We start from the raw sequence: 20,436 nt of genomic DNA, 5'->3' as shown, positions 1-20,436 counted from the left end.
TCAATCGCCGGTCGCAGGCAGGGACGCAAGGTCATGAACCTTGCGCATGACAGTCGGCAGATCATCCGCGCGGAACTCCGTGCCCGGCACGAAGTGCCCCCGTTGAGGGTTGGCGCCTACGGGCAGAAGGGCGGTTTCGACCCGCAGGACCAGATGGAAATGGGTGAAGGTATGTCGTACCTCCCCCGGCACTTCGCGCCAATTGGCCTCGGCCGGCGGCGCGGGCGCAGGTTCCGCCCCGGTCCAGTCGGTGCCCGGCCAGCCGAGCATGCCGCCCAGTAGCCCGCGTTCGGGACGCCGTTCCAGCAGCACCGCGCCATCGGCGCGGCGGCCGAGATAGGCGATGCCGTAACGGGTCGGCTTGGCAGCTTTCGGTGTCTTGCGCGGAAGGTCGGTCGCGACCCCCTCAGCCTGCCCCTTGCAGAAGGCGCGAAGCGGGCAGATGCCGCAGGTGGGAATTCGCGGGGTGCAGATGGTCGCGCCAAGGTCCATCATGGCCTGCGCATGATCGCCCGGGCGTTCGCGGGGCGTCAGCCGGGCGGCAAGCGCTGTCAGTTCAGCCTTGGCACCGGGCAAAGGTGTTTCGACCGCAAAGAGCCGCGCCGTAACCCGCTCGACATTTCCGTCAACCACGGTCGCGGCCTCGTCAAAGGCGATAGAAGCGATGGCGGCGGCGGTATAGGGGCCGATGCCCGGGAGGGTCAGCAGGCCGTCGCGGGTTTCGGGAAACCGCCCGCCATGATCCGAAACCACCGCCCGGGCGCATTTCAGCAGATTGCGGGCGCGGGCGTAGTAGCCAAGCCCCGCCCATTCGGCCATGACGTCCTCATCCCGTGCGGTCGCCAATGCCGCCACGTTCGGCCAGCGCGCGGTGAACCGGTGGAAATAGTCGCGGACGGCAGCGACGGTCGTTTGTTGCAGCATGATCTCGGACAACCACACCCGATACGGGTCCGGACGCACCCCCCGCGCGCGGTCGGCAGGACCGACCCGCCAAGGAAGAACGCGGGCATGGGTGTCGTACCAGCCGAGGAGTGCCGCGCCGATATCTTCGTCCCGCAAATTTCCGCTCCGTCATCATCAAGCCGGTGGGCAAGGCCCCATGCGGGGTCTAACATAGGACCAAGATCGGGAAAGGACAGGGATGAGCGTTACGCCCCCAAACCAGAAGCGGCGCGGCCGGGGGTTTGAGCCCGCCGCAGGCCTTTTGAAGGACCGCATCCGCTCGGTCGGCGAATCGCGTGGCTTTGCCGTGTCGCGGCTTCTGACCCACTGGGCCGAAGTCGTGGGCGAGGAGATTGCCGCCATCGCCCTGCCGGTCAAGGTCGGCTACGGGCGCGAAGGGCTGGGCGCGACACTGACGCTCCTGACCACCGGCGCCTCGGCGCCGCTCCTGCAGATGCAGCTTCCGAAGATCCGCGACAAGGTGAATGCCTGCTACGGCTACAACGCCATCTCGCGGGTGGTGATCACACAGACCGCGCCGACGGGTTTTGCCGAAGGACAGGTCGCCTTCACCCCGAAACCGAAACCCGCCCCGGAACCGCCAGATCCGGCCGTGCAAGCCACTGCCCGAACACTTTCCGGTGAGATCGGGGACCAGACTCTCAGGGCAGCGCTTGAAGCCTTGGGCGAAAAGGTCTTATCTCGGCCCCGAAACAGAAAAGGCTGATCCCATGTCCAAGACTTACCTCATCGCCGGCGCCGTGGCGCTTGTCGCTGCCGCAGGCGGCGCGTTCTGGATGACGCGGGATGCCGCGCAGACTGCGAATGTCTCCACCTTCTCCACCGCCGCAGTCGCGCAGACCGCGACCGATGTGCAGATGGTGCCGGACATGGTGCTTGGTCAGGCCGAGGCGCCGATCGAGGTGATCGAATACGCCTCCTTCACCTGCCCGCACTGCGCGAACTTCCATGAAACCGCGTTCGACCAGCTCAAGGCGAACTACATCGATACCGGTAAGATCCGCTTCGTCTACCGCGAGGTCTATTTCGACAAGTTTGGCCTTTGGGCCGCGACGGTCGCGCGCTGTGGCGGAGAGGAGAAGTACTTCGGTATTTCCGACATCATCTACGATACACAGAAGACCTGGATCGGCGACGGCGATGCCGCGACGATTGCCGACAATCTCAAGAAGATTGGCCTGAAGGCCGGCCTGTCCGCCGAGGCGGTCGATGCCTGCATGCGCGACGAGGATCAGCTCAAGGCGATGATCGCGACCTATCAGACGAACGCCACGAAGGATGAGATCAACTCGACCCCGTCCTTCGTCATCGACGGCGAGAAGTACTCCAACATGTCCTATGAGGATTTCGCCAAGATCCTCGACGAGAAACTGGCGAACTGACCGCGATGACCCCGCTTCACGGCCTGAAGGTCGTCGAACTGGCCCGTATTCTAGCCGGTCCATGGGCCGGCCAGACGCTGGCCGATCTTGGTGCGGATGTGATCAAGGTCGAAGCGCCCGAAGGCGACGACACCCGCCAATGGGGCCCGCCCTTCATCGAACGTGAAGGGGATCGTTCGGCCGCTTACTTCCACGCCGCAAACCGGGGCAAGACCTCGGTTACGGCCGATTTTCGTACCGAAGCGGGGCAGGCCCTCGTGCGCGATCTGGTTAAGAACGCCGATATCCTGATCGAGAACTTCAAGGTCGGGGGCCTGAAGAAATACGGGCTCGATTACGAGAGTCTGCGGCAGGTGAACCCCCGGCTCATTTACTGTTCGATCACGGGTTTCGGCCAGACCGGTCCCTATGCCCACCGGGCGGGGTACGATTACATCATTCAGGGCATGTCCGGGCTGATGAGCGTGACCGGAGAGCCGGACCGCCAGCCGCAGAAAGTGGGCGTTGCGGTGACGGATATCTTCACCGGCATCTATGCCGCGACCGCGATCCTTGCCGCCGTGCACCAGCGCACGGTGACGGGCGAAGGCCAGCATGTCGATATGGCGCTTCTTGATGTGGCGACCTCGATCATGGCCAATCAGGCGATGAACTACCTTGCCTCGGGTACGCCGCCCCAGCGCATGGGGAACGCGCATCCGAACATCGTGCCCTATTCGGTATTCGATTGCGCCGATGGCTGGATCATTATCGCCACCGGAAATGACGGGCAATACCGGCGGCTTTGCACGGTGCTGGGGCTCGACGAACTCGCCGAAGCGCCTGACTACCTTACCAATGCCGACCGCATCGCCAACCGCGTAACTCTGACAGTGGCGATCACAGCGAAGACGAAAGGCTGGGCGAAGGCCGACCTTCTGACCGCCTGCGAAGCCGAGGGTGTGCCCGCCGGACCGATCAACGATATGGGCGAGGTCTTTGCAGACCCGCAGGTCGTGGCGCGCGGCATGCGGATTGAACCCGGCGGTGTGCCGGGCGTGCGCTCGCCCTTCAATTTCTCCGGTGCGGATCTGGCGCTGGACCGCCCCTCACCGAAACTCGGTGAGCACGGCGGGAAGGACTGATCGGGACAGGTGGGTTCGAACCCGCCTTACTTTTTAAATCCCAACTCTGAGAGCCGCGCATCAAGCGGCGCCCAGTCGTCCAGTTCCAGCCGCACCGGAACGGTCAGGACCTGCGCCCGGAACTCCTGCGGCAGGCGGACGGCGTCCTTCTCCGTCGTCACCAGTTGCGCGCCGAGTGCCGCTGCATCGCTTTCCAGACGCCGCAGGATCGCGGGGGTCAGCGGCTGGTGATCGTCGAGCGGCACCGACCGGACAATTTCGGCCCCTAGGTCGCGGAGCGTCGCGAAGAACTTCTCGGGATGACCGATGCCGGCGAAGGCCAGCACTCTGAGGCCGGGCCAGTCCATACCGGTGGGCAGCGGTTTCAGGCCTCCTGTGAGGTGTGGGATGCGTATCGCGTGCCCCCATCGCGCCTTGAACGCCTCCTGCGCCGGGGGATCGCCGATAGAAAGGATCATGTCGGCGCGGGCAAGGCCCGCCTCAACCGGTTCCCGCAGGGGACCGGCGGGCAGGCAGAGCCCGTTGCCGAAGCCACGCGCGGCATCGACGACGACGATGGACAGATCCTTTGCCAGCGCCGGGTTCTGGAATCCGTCATCAAGCAGGATCGCCCCGGCCCCTGCCGCAGCGGCCGCGCGCGCACCCGCAGCCCTGTCACGGGCGATCCATGTGGGGGTGAAACCCGCCAGCAGCAGCGGCTCGTCACCGCATTGCGTCGCATCATGCCGTCGTTCGTCAACGCGGACCGGCCCCGTCAGCGATCCGCCATGGCCGCGGCTGACGACATGGGCAGTCACGCCCTTGGTGGCCAGTCTCTGCGCCAGCGCAATAACGGTAGGCGTCTTGCCGGTGCCTCCGGCATTGATATTGCCGACACAGATGACCGGAACGCCGGGATGATCGCCGCGCCCCGACGACAGCCGGCGGGCGGTCTGGCTGGCATAGATCCGACCGAGCGGCGACAGAAGCCGGGCGGCAAGGCCGGGTGCTGCGGGATCGCGATACCAGAATCCGGGCGCCCGCATCACACGGCCGCCTTTCTGGCCGTCGCATCGAGCGCCTCAAAGACCGCCTGCGCCACCCGTTCCGCAACCTCTGCGCCACCGGACGACGCCGCCCACGCGTTGTGCGCAAGGATCGCCGCCTTGTCCGCCGCGATCATCTCGCCAACGGCTTCGGCGAGCGTCGCGGCGCTGTCAACCCGGCGCACCGCCCGGGCCTCGGTCAGACGGGCATAGGCATCGGGATAGGGGCCTGGACAGGGTCCATGCAGGATCGCCGAGCCGAGGGCCGCCGGTTCGAACGGGTTTCGGCTGGGCCCGCCTTCGATCAGGGTACCCCCCATGAAGGTCACCGGGGCAAGCCGGTACCAGAGGCCAAGCTCCTCCTCGCCGTCAGCTACGAAGGCCTGCACCTCCGGCTCGGGTTCTTCCTCGCGCGATCTTTCGGCAATCATCCAGCCCACCTGGCGCAGCCTTTCTGCAAGCGGTCCGGCGCGCGCGGGATCTGCAGGTACAATGATCAGCAGCATCCGGTGGGCCAGCCGCATCGCATGGGCGTGTGCAGCGATCACCGCGTCCTCCTCGGCTTCGGTGCATCCGGCGACCAGCCAGATGGGCCGGGCCATCAGCAGTTCGGCCAGCGAGAAGCGTTCGGCCTCGCTGCAGGTCAGCGGTTCGGTGGTCTCCTCGATCCGTCCGGCAACGTCGATCTGCGCAAGCCGCCCGCCCAGACGGCGCAGCCGCGCCGCGCTGTCGGGATCCTGCGCCATGATCCGACGGAATCGCGCCAGAAGCGATGCCGCCATGCCACGCCGCCAGCGCCAGGCGCGTTCATCCGCTTGCGTCACCCGGATATTCACCAGCATCAGCGGGACGTTCCGCCGGTCAGTTTCGCAGATTAGGGCGGGTGGCAGGCTGCCCCCGGCAAGGACGCACAGATCCGGCCGCCAATGATCGAGAAAGACGTGCATCGCGGATTGGTTGTCGGGCGGGCACAGATCGGTGATCGCGCCTTTCGGAAAATTGTCCGCATCAGGCACGCCATCCCCTTCGCGGGTAACCAGCAGGTTCAGTTCTGGCCGCTCGCGGACGAGCTTCTGCGCAAGTTGCCCGAGCCGGCGGGGGGTGGCATCCCGTCCAAGATGCAGCCAGACCAGCAACCCATCGGGCCGGGCCGCCCGCGATGGCGCAGGCGGGACCGTACCTCCCCGTGCGGTCAGCAGATAGAGCGCGAGCGCAATCGAACGTCCCATCGTCGCCTGCGGCTCAGAAATCGCGTTCGCAAGTCGGCCCGCTGGAGGATCGCCTGTGGGCAACATCCGCAAGGCGCTTGGTCATGGGTCGGCTCCGCTAATGGCATGGTTCGCGTCACACTATGCGATGGGGCGTATACCCTCAAGGCGGCGGAAACGTCCGTACCGGGCGCGCTTCGAAGGCGGTGCTTCCGTCCAAGCATCACCGTTTTTGTCGTGGAACGGATCGAACCCGAACCCACCACGCCTGAACACCGCTTTCCGGGTCAGCTCGACAGGGTGCCGGTTCAGGTCATCGTCACCGGAGAGATCGGCTTATTGCCTACGAAATGAGCCCTTCGCGCAGCGAGGTCCACAGCGGCCCCGGTGCGGCGATCACGCCCGGCGCGCGCGGATCGGCGGCGTTGTAGGTCAGGGCCGCGCCGTGGCGGTCTGTCACCGTGGCACCCGCCCGCCGCGCGATCAGGTCGCCCGCCGCGATATCCCATTCCCAGCTTGGCCGCAGTGTCAGCATAGCGTCGAACCGCCCCTCGGCCACAAGGCAAAGCCGCCATGCCACCGAAGCCCGGAACTTGCGGGTGAAGGGCGGAGGGGCGCCGGCCTTCCACAGATCCGGCGACAGGTTGGATTTGGCGGTCAGAATCGTCGCCTCGCCCGCTATGGCCTTGGCTGAAGCGTGGATCGGGGCGTTGTTCAGAGTAGCCGGGCCATCCTCGGTCGCGGCATAAAGCGCCTCGCGCATCGGCAGAAAGACGACAGCGGCGGTGATCCGCCCGCCTTCCGCTACGGCCAGCGAATGGGACCAGCTCGTATCACCCTCGATAAAAGAGCGGGTGCCGTCGATCGGGTCGATGATGAAGCAGCGTTCCGCCGTCAGCCGCGCGCCGTCGTCCGGCGTTTCCTCCGACAGCCAGCCATAATCCGGCCGGGCTGCGCCAAGCTCGGCATGCAGCATCCGGTTCACCGCCAGATCGGCCTCTGTCACCGGCCCGGCGTCTCCGGGTTTGTGCCAGATCCCGGGATCGCGGCGGAAGAACCCCCGCGCGACGCGGCCGGCCTCCTGCGCGGCGTCGAGCAGAAGGTCAAGATCATTCGCCGGCAAGCGTTAGCCCTTCAACCAGCAGCGAGGGGACAACATGGCTCAGATGCCCTCGCGCATCGTTCGCGGGCGTGATCCGCATCAGCACTTCGCGCAGGTTGCCCGCGATCGTGCATTCGTTGACCGGATAGGCGATCTGCCCCTTCTCCACCCAGAATCCCGAAGCGCCGCGCGAATAATCCCCGGTCGTGGGATTGATCGACGCGCCGATCATCGAGGTGATCAGAAGGCCCGTGCCCATCTCCTCCATCAGCTGTTCGCGGCTCTTGTCACCCTGCGTCATCGCGATGTTCGAAATACTGGGCGATGGCGGGGAGGACGGACCGCGCGTCGCATTGGCGGTCGAGACCATGCCGAGCCTGCGGGCCGTGCCGAGGTCCAGCGTCCAGCCCATCAGCACGCCATCGCGCACCACGTCGCGCGCGACAGTCGGTAGACCTTCGGCATCGAAGGGGCGCGAGCCCGAAATGCGCGGCCGGTGCGGGTTCTCATGGATCGAAAGCCCCTTGGGCAGCACCTGCTGGCCCAGCGCATCCCGAAGCCATGACGATCCGCGCATCACCGCCGAACCGTTGGCGGCCGCCAGCAGATGACCGATCAGGCCCGAGGCGATGCGTTCATCGAAGATCACCGGATAGGCCCCGGTCTTGGGTTTTCTTGCGCCTGCCCGTTCCACGGCGCGCGTTCCCGCCAATGTGCCAATATCGGCCGCGTCGGGCAGATCGGACTGATAGGTCCGGCTCTCTGCCGCCCAGTCGCGCTCCATCTTCAGCCCCTCGCCGGTAATGGCGACGGCCGAGACCGACCGCCCGGTGCGGCCATAGCCGCCGGAAAAGCCGTTGGTCGCGGCAATATGGATGTGACGGCGCGAATAGCTGGCCGAAGCCGCCTGACACTGGCTGACGCCTTTGACGGCCAAGGCGGCAGCTTCGGCACGGCGCGCATCCTCCTCCAGATCGGCGGCGGCGGGTTCGGATGCCGGGTCGGTCAGGTCGAGTGCCGCAAGATCCCAGGCCCGCGCCAGATCAGCGGGATCGGCCAAGCCGATGCTATCATCCTCCGGTGCTTCGCGGGCCATGGCGGCGGCGCGCTCGGCCATCTCGGCGATGGTGCGGTCAGAGATGTCAGAGGCCGAGACACAGGCCTGCCGCTTGCCGATGAGGACACGCAGCCCGATCTCGACCCCTTCGGACCGTTCGGCTTGTTCCAGCCTGCCACCCCTGACATCGACCGAAACGGAGGTTCCGTCGATGGCAATCGCATCGGCAGCCTCGGCCCCGGCCTTCGTCGCCGCCGTCAGAAGCGCTTCGGTCAGATGGGAAAGCCGCTCGGTCATCGCTGGGTCCTGCTCTGGATCAATTGTCTAGGACCTAGTCCGGGCCGGAACGACGTGCAAGGGCGACGGGACGGATGTCGGGACGGATGCCATACGCAGGCCATACGCTTGCGGGACGGATGCCATACGCCCGAAAAGAAACCGCCTACCGGATGGCGGGCGGTTCACCTGTCTCAGGTCCGGGTGTTACTGAACCCGCTGCCCGTTGGCATAGACGCCGCCATCTTCCTTGAACTCGATCTTGGAGGTCAGCGTATCCTCACCCGACGGCACCGCGAAAAGACCCAGCATCATGCGCGCGCCCATCGCCTGATCCTCGGGTACGAACCCCATCGCGACAAGCTTGTCGATCAGGCCATTTCCGCCGACCAGTTGCAGGTCAACCGCGCCAAGCGGCTTCGGCATTCCGGCGGTATTGTCAAAGGTCACCGCCCCCGTTCCGGTCAGTTCCGCACCGACGGCCGAGACCTTCAACTCATTGATATCAAGCGCTTCAAGCGACCCCGGCGGCGTCGCGCCGAGCGTTTCGGCCTCTTCCGGGTCGAGGATATTGATCAGCATCTTCGCCGCACCCGACAGGTCGACGATCAGCGTTGCCGGGTCACGCGGCAGCTGCGCCGCCGGGTCGAAAATACCCCAGAGGCCTTCCGACACTTCAAGATCGACGAATTTCATCAGCATACCGAAGGGCTGCGCGTCGTCGCTCTTGGTCACCGGAAGCGTCAGGTTGAACGCGCTCTGCGCGACCGACAGGTCGATCGGCAGCGGGAAGGACGAGACCTGCATCGACATCTTGGAATCGTTCCCCGTCACGCCATAGGACAGGCCAGAGGACGACATGTCGAGCAGGAACGACCCCGCACCCATGGTGGATTCGGCATGCATCGTCTCTTCGCCCTCGGCGAAGTCCATCACATAGCCGCCACCGGAGAACGAGAAAACACCATCGACCGCCCAGCCGGCCTGAATGGCGGCATTCATGTCCTTCATGTCGACGCCGTCGGGCATGATCATGTTGGCGGTGCCGTCCAATTCGGCAAACGAGCCGGAGGTGGAGAACCTGCCTTTGCCTCCCGGATCCTCGGCGGACATTGAGAAGTCGACCTTTTCGGTTCTCATCTCCTGAACCATCTTGCGGTCGCCGACGCTTTGCATCCGCATCATGCCGCTGTTGCCGGTGGCTTTCACGTTCAGCGACAGAGGTACTTCGGCCCCATCTACGGACATACCGCCCATCGCCATGGCGAATTCCGGTGCCGTGTAGTCGTAGGTCGTGTCCTCCGCACTGCCCGACACGATGACCGACAGGCCGGTTTGGGTCATGGTGATCTGGGTCTCGACAGCCTCGCCCGTTGCGGGCTTGGACATGACCGTCATCGGGATGGATTCGGCAAAGGTCATCTCGACCCGTCCGTCCCCAAGCTCTTTGAAGCGCATTTCCCCGACATTGATGGACGCCGTGACTTCCGGCAGTTCGTTGGACAACGTCACGCCGGAAACCACGAGCGTGTCGCCCTGTTTTTCCATTGATTCAGTTGTCACCGCATAGCCGGTATCAGCATAATAGGACTCGATTCCCGTCCAGACCTCCTCGGCCGTGACATCGGCCTGCACGGCGGTCGAGGAGAGGAGAAGCGCGGTAAGGGTCGCCGGACCCGCAATGTGTTTCATCAGCATGCCTGCCTTGTTTGCAATGTCATCCCACAGCATCCAGCCGCGCACGGGCGTGGTCAAGGGCCGCAAGGGGATGGAATTCCACCATCAGGCGCTGTTACAGGGGAACAATCGGGCGATATCAAGGCGGTGGAGCATATGATCCGGCTGGAAAAGAATGGTGGTTTGTGGCGGGTCACATTATCGCGACAGGAAAAGGCGAACTCGCTGACACGCGCGATGCTGGGGGAGCTTGCCGATATTGCCGAGGCGGCGGGCAGCGAAGATGTACGTGCGCTCGTATTGACCGGCGAGGGTAAGGTCTTTTCCGCCGGCGCCGATCTTGATGAGGCGCGCGCGGGGCTTGCGACCGATCCGGTTTGGGAGCGACTTTCCGGCGCCATTGCGTCGCTGCCCTGCCTGACCGTCGCGGCGCTCAATGGTACTGTGGCGGGTGGCGCCTTCGGCATGGTGTTGGCTTGTGATCTGCGGATCGCCGTGCCTGGGTCGAAGTTTTTCTACCCGGTGATGAAGCTTGGCTTTCTCCCCCAGCCCTCCGATCCGGTGCGGATGGCGGCACTGATCGGGCCAGCGCGGGCCAAGATGATCCTGATGGCGGGCGCAAAAGTTGCGGCGGAAGAGGCGCTGGCATGGGGGCTCATCGACCGGATCGTCACGCTGGAAGACGTCGACGCCACGGTCGCGGAACTTACCGCCGACGCGCTTGCGGCCCAGCCCGATCATGTCGCGGGGATCAAGCGCCTCTTCGGCTGATCCGTCCTAGCGCGACCGGCGCGGACCTGGAATGCGCGACCGGAAACCGGGCGGCCGCGAAGCCACCCAGCCCGCGAATTTCGCCAGTCTCGGATGGGCACGTAAAGCCTCCATCGTCGGATAATCGCGCGCCAATTCTGTTTCGGTGAGCGTCGCGTGAATCTCGGCATGGCAGATCGCGTGCAACAGCACCGTCGGTCCGCCCTTGCCGCCCCGTAGCTTGGGTACGAGGTGATGGCGGCTCTGCGCCACGTCCGGCGGGATCGGGCGCAGGCAAAGCGGGCAGATCGGATCGGGTGCTTGTGTCATGGCCGGTTTCTTGTCACAGGATGGGCTGAGCAATCGCAGGGGGCAAGAGCACCATGGAGGGACAGCCAGAGATCGTTGCCAAGGCGCTTGGCTATCTGGACCAGTTCTGGGCCATCGCGATCGACTGGGCAACGAGCCCCGCCGCATGGTCGCAATTCGCGCTTTTGGTCGTATCGTGGGCAATTGCAGTCGTCGTCGCGAAAAAGCTCGGGGTAAGGATCGCTACTTTTGTCGCCCCGCCAACCGGTGCCAAGGGGCCCTTCGCGATCCTGCGGCGGTTTGTGCTGCGCTTCCTGCCGCTGCTGCTGCCGCTTCTGGCCTATGGGTTCACCGCAATCGGCGAAAGCGTCACCCGGTCGATTTTTGGTTCTGGCGCGGTCATCGCCTTCGGTAAGCGCGTCTTCCTGTTCATCGCCGCGCGGGTCTTTGTCGGCAAGGTGATCAGCGACCCGTTCCTGAAACTGCTTGGCCGCTACGTTCTGATCCCTGTCGCGGCACTCTACGTCCTTGGGCTGACCGATCAGGCGGCGGAATGGCTTGAAAGCCTGACGGTGGAACTGGGCAATATCAGCTTCTCGATGATGGCGCTCATTCGCGGTGCGATTGCGGGCAGCCTTCTCTTCTGGCTCGGCTCATGGTCGAACCGGCGCAGCGCCGATTACATCAAGGCGCAGGAGGAACTGCGCCCCGCAACCCGCGAACTGGCGGCCAAGGCGGCCGAGATCACGATCTTCGGCTTGGCCTTCCTGCTGCTCCTCAACATCATGGGGATCGACCTGACCACCGTCGCCGTCCTTGGCGGTGCGCTGGGCGTGGGCATCGGTCTGGGTCTGCAACAGATCGCGGCGAATTTCATCTCGGGCATCATTCTGCTGGTCGAGGGCCAGACAACGGTCGGCGACTATGTCGAACTCGATGGCGGCGAGGCGGGGATCATCGTCAGAATGACCGCGCGAGCTTGTATCCTTGAGACCTATGACGGAAAATGGATCGTCGTTCCGAACGAACATTTCATCACGACCCGTGTGGTGAACTATTCCGATCAGGGCAGCGCCAACCGCTACGAGGTCGCGTTTTCGGTCAGCTACGACACCGATATCAACACTGTGCCCGATATCATCAACAAGGCGGTCTCGGCGCTGCCTTTCGTGCTGTCGAAGCCCGAAGGCCCGGATTGCGAGTTGAAGGGTTTCGGCGAAAGCGGCATCGATTTCAGTGTCGAATACTGGGTCTCGGGCATCGATGACGGGCGCAACAAATATGCCAGCCACGTCCTCTTCGCCGTCTGGAATGCGCTGAAGGATGCCGGGATCGAGATTCCCTATCCGCACCGTGTCGTCGAACTGAAGGGCGGATTGCCGAAGTGACCGATGCCCTTGTAATCGGCGCGGGCCCTGCCGGGCTGATGGCCGCCGAGGCGTTGGCAGCGTCCGGGCGGAAGGTCGAGATCTGCGAAGCAAAGCCAAGCCCCGCACGCAAGTTCCTGATGGCGGGAAAGTCAGGGCTCAACCTGACCAAGGACGAACCCTTTGCGGCGTTTCTCACTCACTACGACACAGACTGGCTGCGCCCGATGCTGGAGGCGTTCGGCCCCGATCAGGTCATGGACTGGGCACGGGGGCTGGGGCAGGAGGTCTTTTCCGGCTCTACCGGCCGGGTTTTCCCCAAGGCGATGAAGGCTTCGCCGCTTCTCCGCGCATGGTTGAGACGTCTGGATGCGGCGGGGGTGAAACTGCGGACGCGCTGGCGCTGGGCGGGGTTTGAGGACGACGGGCTTGCCTTCGAAACGCCTGACGGGCGACAGGTCCTGCGCCCGCATGTCACCGTTCTCGCGCTGGGCGGCGCAAGCTGGGCGCGGCTTGGATCGGACGCGGCCTGGGTGCCATGGCTGACGGAAATGGGTGTCGAGATCGTTCCGTTCAAACCAGCCAATATGGGTTTTTGCGTGAACTGGTCGCCCCATATGACGCGGTTTTTCGGCCAGCCGGTGAAGGGCACCGCCCTTATCGGAGGTGGTCAGATTGAGCGGGGCGAGTTCGTGGTTTCAGCCAGAGGCATCGAAGGCGGTGGCGTCTATGCGATATCCCGTGCGGTGCGAGACGGTGCGAGCCTGATGCTCGACCTTCTGCCCGACCGCAACCTGCCTGAGATTAACGAGCGCCTTGAGGCCGGGCCGGGCAAGGAAACCGTTGCCAACTGGCTGCGCAAGGCGCTGCGCCTTGACCCGCTGCGCATCGCGCTCTTGCAGGAATGGGGGAGGCCCCTGCCGAAAGGTGAGGCGCTGGCCCGGTTGACCAAGGCGCTGCCTGTGCGCCACCGCGGACCCCGCCCGATGGATGAGGCGATATCGGTTGCAGGCGGAATCGCGCGTACTGCTGTGACCGACAAACTCGAGCTCATCGCCATTCCTCGGGTGTTTGCCGTCGGTGAGATGCTGGACTGGGAAGCGCCGACTGGCGGCTACCTGCTGACGGCCTGCCTTTCGACCGGGCAATGGGCTGGCCGCGCGGCGGCCTCAACAGAATAGAACGGATTGCAGAGCGGCCGCGCGGTGGGCGCAATTTCCCCGATTGTGCAGGCGGGTTCGATCAGGGCACCACACTACTATGGCCGAGGACTTCCACGGCCGCAAAGACGCACCGGGAAGCTGTGTGCTTATATCGCGATTACAGTCGACGTTAGTCCTCCGGTCGCGCGGGTGCACGGCCTTTCGAACCGTCCAATCCGGTCGATGGTGTAGAGCGCCTTAGGAAAAAACGCCGCGACGCTCCGCAAGGATGGCCTGTTCTTGTTGTCTTATGATTTTAGCACGGTGATCTGCGTCGCCGAGTTGTCGGTACCGGCTGGTTCCGGCAGTTCACCGGTCCATTCGCAGGCCTTAGTGCCCGGCGGGTTCTGGGACCAGCCCCAATCGGCGTAGTCGTCCCTACCGATACCTTCGCGCACCTTCACGACCGAGAACATGCCGCACATTTCCAGTGGGCCATAGGGACCAGTCCCCGCCGTCATCGGCTGGGGTGCTGATCAAGAACGCCGAGGCGCTTGAGCGGTTCGAGAAGGTCGATACGCTTATCGTCGAAAAGACCGGTACACTGACCGAAAGCAAGCCGAAGCTCGTTAGCGACTTCCCCGAACCGGGCGATGATGAGGCCGAGGTACTGCGCCTCGTAGCTTCGCTTGATTGATTTCGTACATCCAGTCTGAACCCGGCAGTCGAACCTTGTCAGGCTGGGGGGCGACAGGTGGCTGCGGATTTCCCTGGCCCGGCTAAGCGCGTAAAGATCGCCAAGACTGTGATCGCGGCTGCGGTGGACCATGAGGAGATCGGCTTGCCACCGAAGGAGGCGAGTAGGTCGCTGGCTCAGTTGCGGGAGAGGTCTCAGCCGGAAGGCGCGCAGGAAGAGGAGCGAGAGCACCGCGCGTCGTTGGCCGAGGGTGATGCGTTCCGGCTTCAAGGGACGTGACGATGGCGAAGGACCATGCCGATTGAGAACTCGACCAGGAACTCGAAGACTCCCCGGTCGAGCTGCGCTGACATGAATAGATGTAGCGGATTGAGACGTTGCTGTTTGCCTCCACGTCGCGATGAGTCACGCGCGTGTTCCGTACCGCCACAGAAGAACTGGATGTGGCGGAACGGACTCTGGTCCACGCCAATGCAAAGGACGTGCCGGGCAATGGCGACGCCGCTCATGGCTGCGCTGGACCGGCTGACCACCGTCTTTCTGTGAACCGGTTCTCTGTCCTGGTGCCACGTGCCTCTGCGATGAGAGGCGCAGTTGACCCGCATCAATGCCCGCGGATCACGGGTGCCCTAACCTCAGGCGGACGGCCCGCTGAATCGAAGGAGAATGAAGATGGTTAAGCGCAATGCGTGTTCCGACAGTGATGCTGTCACCGACCTGTCGCGTCAGGTCTTGGCCGTGTATCGACTCAATCCTCTGATCGGTCCGCATACGCGGCATTTTTGGGAAATACAGGAACAGATTCTGAATGAGGCCGAGGCGTTTTCCCGCCATTGGTTTGCGCGTCGCCACATTGCGGCCCGCACCGCGCTAAAGGCGAGCGAGGAGGTGGCTGGCTTTGGTGGAGCCGATCCAGAGGAGATGATGACGGCCCTGAACGCATGGCAGCATCACTCGGCCGAACGGATCGCCGAGGATATGCGGGAATGGGCAGGGTTCTGCTTACGCTGCGCCGGTCATCTTGCAAGTGGCGAGGCGGCGGCGGGCCGGGAGGCGTTGGAGAAAACGTCGCTAGAGATCGCAATGGTGACGGCCAAGCACGCCGATCCGGTTTGAATGGCTGACCGTCCGGCGCGGTCGGAGATATGACAGGAGTTTGGGCACGGGGGTGAGATGTGACGAATCCGGTGCTCACGCATGCTTTCACACTGGCCGCTGACGCAGCAGCGGCAGCCTTGAACTGCAATCCGACCGAAGGTCTTGCGTCCGGTGAAGTGTTGCGTCGACGGCAGGTGTACGGTCCCAACCTGCTGTCTGTGCACAAGCCGCAGAGCGTCATCTCGATCCTCTTGCACCAGTTCAAAAGCGTCATCGTCTGGCTTCTCGCTGGCGCTGCCAGTCTTTCCTTTCTGCTTGGAGATCTTGTCGAAGCCACCGCGATCGTCGTTGTTCTCATGATTAACGGGGCGATCGGTTTTTTCACAGAATATCGTGCCGCCCGGTCGATGGAATCCCTGACGCGTTTGGCCGAGATGCGGACCATGGTGCGAAGAGATGGCGTTACCAAAAAGGTCGATGCGCGCCACCTTGTGCCCGGTGATGTCGTCCTTCTGGAGGCGGGCGATGTTGTTACCGCTGACCTCAGGCTACTTGAGGCGTCGTCCCTACAGGTCGACGAATCTGTCCTCACCGGGGAATCCGCGCCGGTGCAGAAGGCGCTTGACGCGCTTGCGCCGGAGACCGCTGTCGCGGATCGCGCGAATATGGCCTTCAAAGGAACCGCGATCACCCGAGGCTCGGGAGAAGGGCTGGTCGTCGCGACGGGGATGAAGACGGAAGTTGGTCGCATCAGCGATCTCGCGTCAACCGCCGAGGGCGAAGCTTCACCTTTGGAACGCAAGCTCGACAGGCTTGGTCGTCGTCTGGTCTGGTTGACGCTTGGACTGGCGGTGATGACGATCGGCGCAGGTGTGCTGCGCGGGCTTTCTATCGGCGTGATGTTGCAGACCGGTATCGCGCTTGCGGTGGCGGCGGTGCCTGAGGGATTACCGGTGGTGGCGACACTCTGCCTTGCGCGGGGCATGTGGCGGATGGCGGCCCGCAATGCGGTCATTACCCGGCTCTCCGCAGTCGAGACGCTGGGCGCGACGACGCTGATCATGACCGACAAGACCGGCACACTAACCGAGAATGAGATGGCGGTCGTCCGCTACCTGCTGGCGGGCGGCGATATCGAGTTCGGCGAGGAATTGGAACCGGATGAGCGTCTTGCCATGGCGCTTCGGATCGGCGTCCTGTGCAATACCGCTGACCCCGGTGACGGATCGATGGAGGGTCGCAAAGGCGATCCGATGGAATTCGCGCTTCTCGCCGCGGCGGAGCGGGCCGGGATGAGCCGGGCCGGGCTGATGGACCGCCATCAGAAGGTCGCCGAACATGCATTCGATCCCGACCGAAAGATCATGGCGACCGTCCACGCCACAGGGGGAGGTTTCCTCTATGCGGTAAAGGGCGCACCGGAAGCGGTCATGGAATTATGCAGCCACGAATTTGGATCGCAGGGGCCGCATGGGCTGGACGCACAGTGCCGCGCCGACTGGGTGCGGCGGCAATCGCAGGCGGCGGGGAGCGGCTTGCGGCTTCTGGCGCTGGCGATGAAACAGGAACATTCAGCCGATGCCCCGCCCTATGAGGGCCTGACCCTTGTCGGGATCGCCTGCCTTCTGGATCCCCTGCGACCCGATGTGCCTGAGGCCATCCGGGCAAGCCGCGATGCCGGGGTTCGTGTTGTGATGGTCACGGGCGATCACGCGGATACCGCAGCACGCATCGCGCGGGATGCAGGCCTTGGCGGGCAGAAGGTCGCGGTGATCGAGGGGCAGGATCTGGGCCCGCTTGCCGTAGACGATCCCGATGCGGGCGTGTGGGACCGCAGACTGGGCGCCGATGTCTTCGCACGGGTGGCGCCCGATACGAAACTGAGGCTGGTTTCGCTGTTTCAGGCCGACGGCCATATCGTCGCGATGACCGGCGACGGTGTGAATGACGCACCGGCGCTGAAGAAAGCTGATATAGGCATCGCGATGGGCCTGCGCGGTACCGCCGTCGCGCGTGAGGCTGCCGATGTCGTGCTGAGGGACGATGCCTTCGCGACAATCATCGCGGCGATGCGGCAGGGGCGGGTGATCTTTGCCAATATCCGCAAATTCGTCGTCTACCTCATGTCCTGCAATGTTAGTGAGGTTCTGGTCGTCGGTATTGCCGTGGGCGCCGGATTGCCGCCACCGCTTCTGCCGTTGCAGATTCTGTTTCTGAACCTCGTCACGGACGTCTTCCCCGCCTTCGCGCTCGGCCTTGGTGGCGGCGATGCGGATGTGATGACCGTGCCACCCCGCGATCCCCGCGAACCCATCGTCGGCAGACCGGAATGGTGGCAGATCGGTCTTCTGGGCGGCGCCATAACCGCCGCGACGCTTGCTGCATTCGGTGCTGCGCTCGGCTGGCTCGGGCTCGACGCGCCGCGCGCGGTGACGGTGGCCTTCGTGACCCTTGCGCTGGCACAGCTCTGGAACGTCTTCAATCTCCGCAGCGCCCAGTCCGGAATCTGGGTGAACGAGGTGACACGGAATCGGTACGTCTGGGCCGCACTGGTGGTTTGCGCCATGTTCATCGCGCTGGCGCTTTGGGTGCCGGGCCTGTCGCTCCTTCTCGGCCTTCCTCATCCGGGCAGACAAGGGCTCCTTCTGGCGGTGGTTCTGAGCACAGGCCCTCTCATGGCCGGGCAACTTGTCCTGAGCGTCCGGCGCCAGCAGCATCGCGCAACCGCCCAAGAGCGTCCGCACGGCTGACACGGGGGCGCAAAGAACCGGATTGCATTGAGCGGGATCAGTCAGCCGTCACCCGCTTCAGGCGAAAATCGTCCGGACCGATTGCCTGGAGGAAACAATGAAACGGGATGACCGCCTTGTGTGTGATCTGGACAGCGTGACGCGCGCCGATATTGCCGTTGTCGGCGGCAAGAACGCCTCACTCGGTGAAATGGTGCGCGAACTGGGGGCGAAGGGCGTTCGCGTGCCACCGGGATTTGCAACGACGGCGCGTGCGTACCGCGATTTCCTTGCGGCGAATGATCTTGGCCCGATGATTGCCGACCGCATCGCCCGGCTGGATGCGGACAAGTTGACGCTGCACGAGGCCGGTGAGGCAATCCGCCGGATGATTGCCGAGGGGGATTGGCCTGCGGAGACGGAGACCGCGATCCGTAAAGCCTACCGTGACCTGGCGGACCGAACCGGCGGTTCCGAACCCGCCGTCGCCGTCCGCTCCAGCGCCACGGCCGAGGACCTGCCGGACGCGAGTTTCGCGGGTCAGCAGGAGACCTTTCTGAACGTCCGGGGCGAAGAGGCGCTGCTGGCCGCCTGCCGTCGTTGCTACGCATCGCTATTCACCGACCGGGCGATCACATACCGGAAGATCAAGCGCTTCGACCACGACAAGGTGGCCCTGTCCGTCGGCGTGCAGCAGATGGTGCGGGCCGATCTGGGTGGATCGGGGGTGATGTTCTCCATCGATACCGAGACGGGCTTTGACAAGGTCGTGCTGATCAATGCCGCCTGGGGGCTGGGCGAGAATGTCGTGCAAGGTGCCGTCAACCCGGACGAATACCAGGTCTTCAAACCATTCCTTGGCAAACGCGGTCTCGTCCCGATCCTCGAAAAGCGTCTGGGGGCGAAGGAAAAGAAGATGATCTATGCCGGTGCGTCCGGGCGCGAGACCCGGAACGTGCCGACCTCGAAAGCCGAGCGGGCGGCATTCGTCCTCAGCGACGATGAGATTCTGACACTGGCGCGTCAGGCGCAGGTGATCGAGGATCACTACGGCCAGCCGATGGACATGGAATGGGCACGGGACGGTGAAACCGGTGACCTTTTCATCGTGCAGGCGCGGCCCGAGACTGTGCAGTCACGACTGGAAGCTGGCGTACTGAAATCCTACGCGGTCGCGAAAGCGGGGCCGAAACTGCTTTCCGGGCTCAGTGTCGGGGATGCGGCCGTCAATGGCCGGGTCTGCCTGATCGAGACGGCGGCCGAGATCGATCGTTTTGTCGATGGCTCGGTCCTTGTCACCTCGACGACCGATCCCGATTGGGTGCCGATCATGAAACGCGCGGCGGCCATCGTGACCGATCACGGCGGGCGCACATCGCATGCCGCCATCGTCAGCCGCGAACTTGGCCTGCCTGCCATTGTCGGCTGCGGCGAGGCCACGCATGTTCTGCATGATGAGCAGGAGATCACCGTCTCATGTGCCGAAGGCGAGGACGGGTTCGTCTATGCCGGACATGCCGAGATCACGGTGGAGGAACAGGATCTGGCCGGGATCGAGAAGACCCGCACCGGCGTGATGCTGAACCTCGCCAATCCCGCCGCCGCGTTTCGCTGGTGGCGGCTGCCGATGGACGGGGTGGGGTTGGCGCGGATGGAGTTCGTGGTGAATTCGGCGGTCAAGGTGCATCCGATGGCGCTGGTCGAGTATGACCGCCTGACCGACCCTGAGGCGCGCAAGGCGATAGCCGATCTGACGCGGGGCTATACGGACCGAACCGAATACTTTGTCGATCACCTCGCGCGTGGCCTGTCGCGGATTGCCGCTGTCTGCCACCCGAAACCTGTCATCGTGCGGATGTCGGATTTCAAGACCAACGAATATGCCGATCTGCTGGGCGGCCGTCAGTTCGAGCCCGAGGAGGAAAACCCGATGATCGGGTTCCGTGGCGCATCGCGCTATTATTCCGACAGCTACCGCGCCGGTTTTGCGCTTGAATGCCGCGCGATCCGGCGGCTGCGCGAGGAGATGGGGTTTGACAATGTGATCGTCATGATCCCCTTCTGCCGCACGCCGGATGAGGCGGATCGCGTCCTGAAGGTGATGGCGGAAAACGGGCTGAAACGCGGGCGAAAGGGGCTTCAGGTCTATGTGATGTGCGAAATCCCGTCGAATGTCGTGCTGGCTGCCGACTTCGCCGAACGGTTCGACGGGTTTTCCATCGGTTCGAACGACCTGACGCAACTGACTCTTGGTGTGGACCGGGATTCCGAGGTGCTCGCGCCGCTCTTCCGGGAAAGCGATCCGGCGGTGATGTGGATGATCCGGACGGTGATCCGCGAGGCGCACAAGGCGGGGTCCAAGGTCGGGTTCTGCGGTCAGGCACCCAGCAACGACCCAGCCTTTGCGCAAAGGCTGGTGGGCTTCGGGATCGACAGCATTTCGGTCACGCCGGACAGTTTTCTGAAGGTGAAGCGCAATGTTGCCGAGGCGGAAGGGACGCTGCCACCGCACTAGTCGCGAGGGGAC

The 20,436-nt window shown here is 64.1% G+C and carries 19 protein-coding genes; 11 read left to right on the top strand and 8 right to left on the bottom strand.

Annotated features, from left to right (window positions below; genetic code table 11):
• Entirely contained in the window at positions 1-1,062 is a 1,062-nt protein-coding gene (mutY, locus tag QKW60_RS17030; RefSeq protein ID WP_282370433.1) for an A/G-specific adenine glycosylase, read from the bottom strand.
• An 82-nt stretch (positions 1,063-1,144) separates the two neighbouring features.
• Between mutY and QKW60_RS17025 the strand changes: the two genes are divergently transcribed.
• Genes QKW60_RS17025 through QKW60_RS17015 form a run of 3 tightly spaced genes read left to right on the top strand, consistent with a single transcriptional unit; the run spans position 1,145 to position 3,472 of the window.
• Entirely contained in the window at positions 1,145-1,672 is a 528-nt protein-coding gene (locus QKW60_RS17025) for a DUF721 domain-containing protein (RefSeq protein ID WP_282370432.1), read from the top strand.
• 4 nt (positions 1,673-1,676) lie between these two features.
• Entirely contained in the window at positions 1,677-2,348 is a 672-nt protein-coding gene (locus QKW60_RS17020; protein ID WP_282370431.1) for a DsbA family protein, read from the top strand.
• A gap of 5 nt (positions 2,349-2,353) precedes the next feature.
• Entirely contained in the window at positions 2,354-3,472 is a 1,119-nt protein-coding gene (locus QKW60_RS17015; protein WP_282370429.1) for a CaiB/BaiF CoA transferase family protein, read from the top strand.
• Positions 3,473-3,498: 26 nt separating this feature from the next.
• On the opposite strand, the gene lpxK is transcribed toward QKW60_RS17015, so the two are convergent.
• The 5 genes from lpxK to QKW60_RS16990 all read right to left on the bottom strand — a co-directional run bounded on the left by lpxK (position 3,499) and on the right by QKW60_RS16990 (position 9,832).
• On the bottom strand, positions 3,499-4,497 hold the full coding sequence (gene lpxK, locus QKW60_RS17010) for a tetraacyldisaccharide 4'-kinase (RefSeq protein ID WP_282370425.1): 999 nt from the start codon (positions 4,495-4,497) through the stop codon (positions 3,499-3,501).
• The gene (locus QKW60_RS17005) at positions 4,497-5,726 is read right to left on the bottom strand and encodes a 3-deoxy-D-manno-octulosonic acid transferase (protein ID WP_282370423.1); all 1,230 of its coding nucleotides are present in this window, start codon (positions 5,724-5,726) and stop codon (positions 4,497-4,499) included. Before QKW60_RS17005 ends, lpxK begins: the two co-directional genes overlap by 1 nt.
• Positions 5,727-6,048: 322 nt before the next feature.
• Positions 6,049-6,828, bottom strand: coding sequence for a 3'(2'),5'-bisphosphate nucleotidase CysQ (locus tag QKW60_RS17000; protein ID WP_282370421.1), 780 nt, complete (start codon positions 6,826-6,828; stop codon positions 6,049-6,051).
• Positions 6,815-8,161 carry a TldD/PmbA family protein gene (locus QKW60_RS16995; protein ID WP_282370419.1) on the bottom strand — a complete coding sequence of 449 codons (1,347 nt, stop codon included), beginning with the start codon at positions 8,159-8,161 and terminating at the stop codon, positions 6,815-6,817. The genes QKW60_RS17000 and QKW60_RS16995 overlap by 14 nt, the downstream gene beginning before the upstream one ends.
• Before the next feature lie 186 nt (positions 8,162-8,347).
• Entirely contained in the window at positions 8,348-9,832 is a 1,485-nt protein-coding gene (locus tag QKW60_RS16990) for a DUF2125 domain-containing protein (RefSeq protein ID WP_282370417.1), read from the bottom strand.
• 141 nt (positions 9,833-9,973) lie between these two features.
• On the opposite strand from QKW60_RS16990, the gene QKW60_RS16985 reads away from it, so the two are divergent.
• A complete protein-coding gene (locus tag QKW60_RS16985) occupies positions 9,974-10,588 on the top strand; it encodes an enoyl-CoA hydratase/isomerase family protein (protein ID WP_282370415.1) in 615 nt (204 codons plus the stop codon).
• Positions 10,589-10,594: 6 nt separating this feature from the next.
• Here the strand turns inward: QKW60_RS16985 and QKW60_RS16980 are convergent, their stop codons facing one another.
• Positions 10,595-10,897, bottom strand: a complete 303-nt coding sequence (locus QKW60_RS16980) for an HNH endonuclease family protein (protein WP_282370413.1) — start codon at positions 10,895-10,897, stop codon at positions 10,595-10,597.
• A 53-nt stretch (positions 10,898-10,950) separates the two neighbouring features.
• On the opposite strand from QKW60_RS16980, the gene QKW60_RS16975 reads away from it, so the two are divergent.
• On the top strand, positions 10,951-12,264 hold the full coding sequence (locus tag QKW60_RS16975; protein ID WP_282370411.1) for a mechanosensitive ion channel family protein: 1,314 nt from the start codon (positions 10,951-10,953) through the stop codon (positions 12,262-12,264).
• The gene (locus QKW60_RS16970) at positions 12,252-13,424 is read left to right on the top strand and encodes a TIGR03862 family flavoprotein (RefSeq protein ID WP_282370494.1); all 1,173 of its coding nucleotides are present in this window, start codon (positions 12,252-12,254) and stop codon (positions 13,422-13,424) included. The genes QKW60_RS16975 and QKW60_RS16970 overlap by 13 nt, the downstream gene beginning before the upstream one ends.
• Positions 13,425-13,693: 269 nt before the next feature.
• Here QKW60_RS16970 and QKW60_RS16965 read toward each other — a convergent pair whose 3' ends face one another.
• A complete protein-coding gene (locus tag QKW60_RS16965) occupies positions 13,694-13,906 on the bottom strand; it encodes a hypothetical protein (RefSeq protein ID WP_282370499.1) in 213 nt (70 codons plus the stop codon).
• Between the two features lie 8 nt (positions 13,907-13,914).
• Between QKW60_RS16965 and QKW60_RS16960 the strand changes: the two genes are divergently transcribed.
• The 5 genes from QKW60_RS16960 to ppsA all read left to right on the top strand — a co-directional run bounded on the left by QKW60_RS16960 (position 13,915) and on the right by ppsA (position 20,424).
• Complete coding sequence (locus QKW60_RS16960; RefSeq protein ID WP_282370498.1) at positions 13,915-14,082, top strand: hypothetical protein; 168 nt, start codon at positions 13,915-13,917, stop codon at positions 14,080-14,082.
• A 57-nt stretch (positions 14,083-14,139) separates the two neighbouring features.
• Complete coding sequence (locus tag QKW60_RS16955) at positions 14,140-14,361, top strand: hypothetical protein (RefSeq protein WP_282370409.1); 222 nt, start codon at positions 14,140-14,142, stop codon at positions 14,359-14,361.
• Positions 14,362-14,754: 393 nt separating this feature from the next.
• Entirely contained in the window at positions 14,755-15,198 is a 444-nt protein-coding gene (locus QKW60_RS16950) for a hypothetical protein (protein WP_282370407.1), read from the top strand.
• A 59-nt stretch (positions 15,199-15,257) separates the two neighbouring features.
• Positions 15,258-17,930, top strand: a complete 2,673-nt coding sequence (locus QKW60_RS16945; protein WP_282370405.1) for a cation-translocating P-type ATPase — start codon at positions 15,258-15,260, stop codon at positions 17,928-17,930.
• A gap of 97 nt (positions 17,931-18,027) precedes the next feature.
• Positions 18,028-20,424 carry a phosphoenolpyruvate synthase gene (gene ppsA, locus QKW60_RS16940; protein ID WP_282370403.1) on the top strand — a complete coding sequence of 799 codons (2,397 nt, stop codon included), beginning with the start codon at positions 18,028-18,030 and terminating at the stop codon, positions 20,422-20,424.
• The last annotated feature ends 12 nt before the right edge of the window (positions 20,425-20,436 follow it).

This window comes from Albidovulum aestuarii (assembly GCF_029961185.1).
In the GTDB taxonomy this organism is placed as follows: domain Bacteria; phylum Pseudomonadota; class Alphaproteobacteria; order Rhodobacterales; family Rhodobacteraceae; genus Albidovulum; species Albidovulum aestuarii.
The sequence above is the reverse complement of the archived record's forward strand: the minus strand, read 5'-3'. Positions and strand labels throughout refer to the sequence as shown.

What these genes read in the sequence shown, in the direction of transcription:
- QKW60_RS17025 (WP_282370432.1), top strand. Translation starts at nt 1,145, where the DNA reads ATGAGCGTTACGCCCCCAAACCAGAAGCGGCGCGGCCGGGGGTTTGAG.
- QKW60_RS17020 (WP_282370431.1), top strand. Translation starts at nt 1,677, where the DNA reads ATGTCCAAGACTTACCTCATCGCCGGCGCCGTGGCGCTTGTCGCTGCC.
- QKW60_RS17015 (WP_282370429.1), top strand. Translation starts at nt 2,354, where the DNA reads ATGACCCCGCTTCACGGCCTGAAGGTCGTCGAACTGGCCCGTATTCTA.
- lpxK (WP_282370425.1), bottom strand. Translation starts at nt 4,497, where the DNA reads ATGCGGGCGCCCGGATTCTGGTATCGCGATCCCGCAGCACCCGGCCTT.
- QKW60_RS17005 (WP_282370423.1), bottom strand. Translation starts at nt 5,726, where the DNA reads ATGGGACGTTCGATTGCGCTCGCGCTCTATCTGCTGACCGCACGGGGA.
- QKW60_RS16995 (WP_282370419.1), bottom strand. Translation starts at nt 8,161, where the DNA reads ATGACCGAGCGGCTTTCCCATCTGACCGAAGCGCTTCTGACGGCGGCG.
- QKW60_RS16990 (WP_282370417.1), bottom strand. Translation starts at nt 9,832, where the DNA reads ATGAAACACATTGCGGGTCCGGCGACCCTTACCGCGCTTCTCCTCTCC.
- QKW60_RS16985 (WP_282370415.1), top strand. Translation starts at nt 9,974, where the DNA reads ATGATCCGGCTGGAAAAGAATGGTGGTTTGTGGCGGGTCACATTATCG.
- QKW60_RS16980 (WP_282370413.1), bottom strand. Translation starts at nt 10,897, where the DNA reads ATGACACAAGCACCCGATCCGATCTGCCCGCTTTGCCTGCGCCCGATC.
- QKW60_RS16975 (WP_282370411.1), top strand. Translation starts at nt 10,951, where the DNA reads ATGGAGGGACAGCCAGAGATCGTTGCCAAGGCGCTTGGCTATCTGGAC.
- QKW60_RS16965 (WP_282370499.1), bottom strand. Translation starts at nt 13,906, where the DNA reads ATGACGGCGGGGACTGGTCCCTATGGCCCACTGGAAATGTGCGGCATG.
- QKW60_RS16950 (WP_282370407.1), top strand. Translation starts at nt 14,755, where the DNA reads ATGGTTAAGCGCAATGCGTGTTCCGACAGTGATGCTGTCACCGACCTG.
- ppsA (WP_282370403.1), top strand. Translation starts at nt 18,028, where the DNA reads ATGAAACGGGATGACCGCCTTGTGTGTGATCTGGACAGCGTGACGCGC.